The organism is Bradyrhizobium cenepequi, from assembly GCF_020329485.1.
GTDB lineage: Bacteria > Pseudomonadota > Alphaproteobacteria > Rhizobiales > Xanthobacteraceae > Bradyrhizobium > Bradyrhizobium cenepequi.
Genome location: NZ_JAGKJI010000119.1, coordinates 1 through 3,298 on the forward strand (window position 1 = coordinate 1; position 3,298 = coordinate 3,298).

4 protein-coding genes and 1 pseudogene are annotated in these 3,298 nt (G+C 60.6%); 2 read left to right on the plus strand and 3 right to left on the minus strand.

Features of this window, described 5'->3' with window-relative positions; translation table 11 throughout:
- Window positions 1-377 precede the first annotated feature (377 nt).
- A pseudogene (locus J6497_RS40285) lies at window positions 378-999 on the minus strand (SOS response-associated peptidase family protein).
- A complete protein-coding gene (locus tag J6497_RS40290; protein ID WP_225709691.1) occupies window positions 908-1,096 on the minus strand; it encodes a hypothetical protein in 189 nt (62 codons plus the stop codon). The pseudogene J6497_RS40285 and the gene J6497_RS40290 overlap by 92 nt, the downstream one beginning before the upstream one ends.
- A 549-nt stretch (window positions 1,097-1,645) precedes the next feature.
- Between J6497_RS40290 and J6497_RS40295 the strand changes: the two genes are divergently transcribed.
- Window positions 1,646-2,011 (plus strand): hypothetical protein, encoded by a 366-nt coding sequence (locus tag J6497_RS40295; protein ID WP_225709688.1) that lies wholly within the window; start codon window positions 1,646-1,648, stop codon window positions 2,009-2,011.
- Between the two features lie 416 nt (window positions 2,012-2,427).
- On the plus strand, window positions 2,428-2,631 hold the full coding sequence (locus tag J6497_RS40300; RefSeq protein WP_225709689.1) for a cold-shock protein: 204 nt from the start codon (window positions 2,428-2,430) through the stop codon (window positions 2,629-2,631).
- 230 nt (window positions 2,632-2,861) lie between these two features.
- On the opposite strand, the gene J6497_RS40305 is transcribed toward J6497_RS40300, so the two are convergent.
- On the minus strand, window positions 2,862-3,298 hold a 437-nt coding region (locus J6497_RS40305; RefSeq protein WP_225709690.1), incomplete at its 5' end, for a hypothetical protein.

A 3,298-nucleotide genomic window follows, 5' to 3' on the forward strand; every position in this document is an offset into this window, starting at 1 on the left:
CCGCTTCGCGCGCCAGGTTCGAAAGCTGCTCCGCGATCTGCCGTTCCGCTAGCCTGTCGTCCAGCGTGGAATCCATTTGGTGCTCCGTATCCAAATACAATGGCACCCCGCCTGAGAACGATCCGCGCATCTGCGCTACATCGAGCAAACGGGACGCAGACGGTTTTTGAACCTACGAAGGTTCCCAGGGATGGGCATGCAGCTGCATGTCACGTTCGTCTTTTTTACCAGCTCGCCCCAGAACCGTAACAACTATGTTCTCGGCCGGAACTACGGACATGAACCTGACCCTTCACGAGCGTGCCGCGTTTCGTCGCTTAGAAAGCCTTGGCGGCGGCGCTTCCCCGGGTCCGCATAAGGACGATCGGTGGTGAACTTTATGCCGCTGCCTTGTCTTCCTTGTCGGGGCCGCGCATGACGATCTTCAGCACATCGTCAGGCAGTGGCCGTTGCAGCGCCTTGGCCTCATCCCATGGGGCGCGCAGCCAAGTGTCGCGCTCCTCATCTGTCGTCAGGATGACCGGCATTGCCTTGGGATGGATCGGCTCGACAATTGCGTTCGGCTCGGTGGTGAGGAAGCCATAGACCATGTGGGGCCCGGGGATCGGTTTCGATTTGGTGCCTCGCTCGCCCCGAAATTCGGTCCAGATGCCGCCGAAGGCGCAGAGCGGCCGATCATCGTTCAGCGCGAACCAAACGACATCCTTCTTCTTCGTCTCCGGGTTGGGCTCGGGCGCGTATTCCGCGAAGCTGTTGAACGGGACGAGGCAGCGGTTCTCTGGCTTCAGCCAGCCGCGCCAGTGCGGCGAGCTGGTGTTCCGGATGTTGGTGACGGGCGGGCCGCCGGCGCGCGGTGGCGGCGGCATTCCCCCAGCGCATCAGCACCATCGCGCGGCCGTCGCTACCGTCAGGCGCCGGATAGTCGGGAAAGACGCCGGGCATCGGCGGCAGGTTGCCACTCTGGCGCGTTGGCTTCGCTTTCGGGGAGGGCGGTGACATAGTTCGCAGCATCGCGGAGAACGACCAGGCGTCGACCGTCCCGCAGTGTGATCGGCTCGTTGAACTTGCGGCCCCAGCCGGCGTTTCGTTCTGCCATTGCTCCCCCGAAACATCCAACCGGAGGCGAGGGCGCGGCGCAAGGCCGTGACCGTTCGCGTGTGTGAATTGCGACACAAGATAGAAGCGCGAATCGCTGTAGGCTTAGGGGGCGTCCTCAGACGCGCCTCCCTAACCTTGAGCCCGTCGTAAATGGCGGGCTTCCTTCAACAAGGTGGTGCTCCCACCGGTGCGCACCTGTGCTCACGGGTGGGGTCTCCGCTTTCTTACGGACGACGACGCTCGCCTATATGGCCGTGGGCGCCGATCGCGAAACGATCTCGCCGGAAATGATCGCACTCGAGCCGAGTTCAGTAAACTGGGTACCCCCGGCTGAATGGTCCGGCACATTCACTGGAAAAAAACTCGCCGAACGGGGTCCGAGACATAAGGCCCAGCTTAACCGCCGGGCCCTTCCTCGGGTGCAGGTAGCGCCGTCGACCATTACTCGCCCCTCAGCACAGGAGAATGGAAATGCAACAATCTTACGATCCCATCTTCGCCGCGATCGGTGCTCATGCAAGGGCCTCCGACACGCCCTTGAGCATCCATGAAGAGCTTCTCGCTGCGCCCGGCAACTCTCTCGGATCATATCCCGGTGGAGGCCGCCATCGCGGCTTGTTTTGAGACCGAGGTGGCATTGATGGACGCGGCACCGACGACGCGGGCCGGTCTTAGGGCACTGGAGGCGCATCTTCGCGAGGATCGCCATAAACATGCTCGCTGGCGTATTCCCCGGCGAGTCAAGACTGGAAAAAACTGCCCCTTCTCGACCCATATCGACAGCCTCGAAGGCGTCGACTGGCTGATCGCGAAGCGCTCTGCAGAGATTGATAACGCCGCGCGATGCCGGATTGCGGCACCCAGGCCCGGCCTCACCGCCGGGCTTTTTCATGGCAACAACGCGGAGGGATAGCGGCGTTTGAACCCAGTCCCTTCACGCCGGCGTGCCAATCCAGTCAAAACGGCAAGCCGGAGCTGGAGGACTGGCCAAGCTCTGCAGAGCCAATCTTTCCTCCTTCAGGCGCCTTTCGACGAACCCGCGCTCAAGGTCCGAGAGCCTGGTCTCAAGTAGGCGCCGATATCGGTTGATGTTGTTGTCATGGGCCCGCAGACGGGCGATTTTCTCGTCAGTCATCGAGATCCGTCGCAAAGAGGATTGTTTGAAAGCTACTGAAATACCGTTGCTGTTTAACACTTTTATGAAAACTTGCCCGTTCCTGGCGGCTCGGTCTGAATGTTTGATCGCCGCCGCGCTCGACGGGTTTTTCTTGCCGTAGACCGTCCAGTCCCACTAGGATACCGCCATTGATTCAAAAACGGAGTGCCGACGTGGCAACGGGTGTTGTGAAGTGGTTCAATGCAACAAAAGGTTATGGGTTTATTCAACCCGACAACGGCGGCAGGGATGTGTTCGTGCACATCTCGGCCGTCGAAAAGGCAGGACTGAGCGGCCTCAATGAGGGCACCAAGGTGAGCTACGAAGAAATGACAAACAGGGGCAAAACGTCCGCTGAAAATCTAAGAGTCGGATGAATTTCAGATCCGCCCAGCTTCGCGCTGGCGGGCCGCTGAGGTCAAAGCGGTAAGTCAAAGCCCGGCCTCACCGCCGGGGCATTTTCTTGCGCGCTCTCGCATGTCGGGCAGGAGAACCGCCCCGAACTGCTAGACTAGGGGGCAGTTGCGCACACGGCTGGTGATCGCGTTGCGCGGCTTACAACCTCACCGCGATGCCGATAAGGCGCGAACGGTAGCAGGACGGATTGCTACCATTTTGCTACCGAACTGCTTGGGACGACCCGGGATAGGGGAAGACGAAAGGGGTCCGAACGAGGGAAATTCTCTTTGTTTTCAGGACCCACTGGACCATCCCGGCACAAGCCGGGACAGCCATTCCAGAATTTCAGGTCCGGAATGGCATAGGCAAGGTTGGTCACGTCATAGCGCAGGAACCCCAGTTTCGCGAGGTCTCCATCGAAGCGGTACAGGGCGGTGCCGGCGCCGCCGTCGATATTCAGCGCGCGCTGCTCAATGGTCGAGTGCGGCAAGCGAGGCGAGGCACCGAACATCGCCGGCGGGACGGTTTCGCTCCGACTCACGGTGATGCGGGAAAACGAATTCCAGCGATCGTACGCAAGGTCGGCCGGCGTTTCCACGTGATCTTTGATGATCGTCGGTCGAACGCCATAGGTCGTGAGCGTGT

Coding starts and splice junctions, on each gene's coding strand:
- J6497_RS40290 (WP_225709691.1), bottom strand. CDS start 1,096: ATGGCAGAACGAAACGCCGGCTGGGGCCGCAAGTTCAACGAGCCGATC.
- J6497_RS40295 (WP_225709688.1), top strand. CDS start 1,646: ATGAAGAGCTTCTCGCTGCGCCCGGCAACTCTCTCGGATCATATCCCG.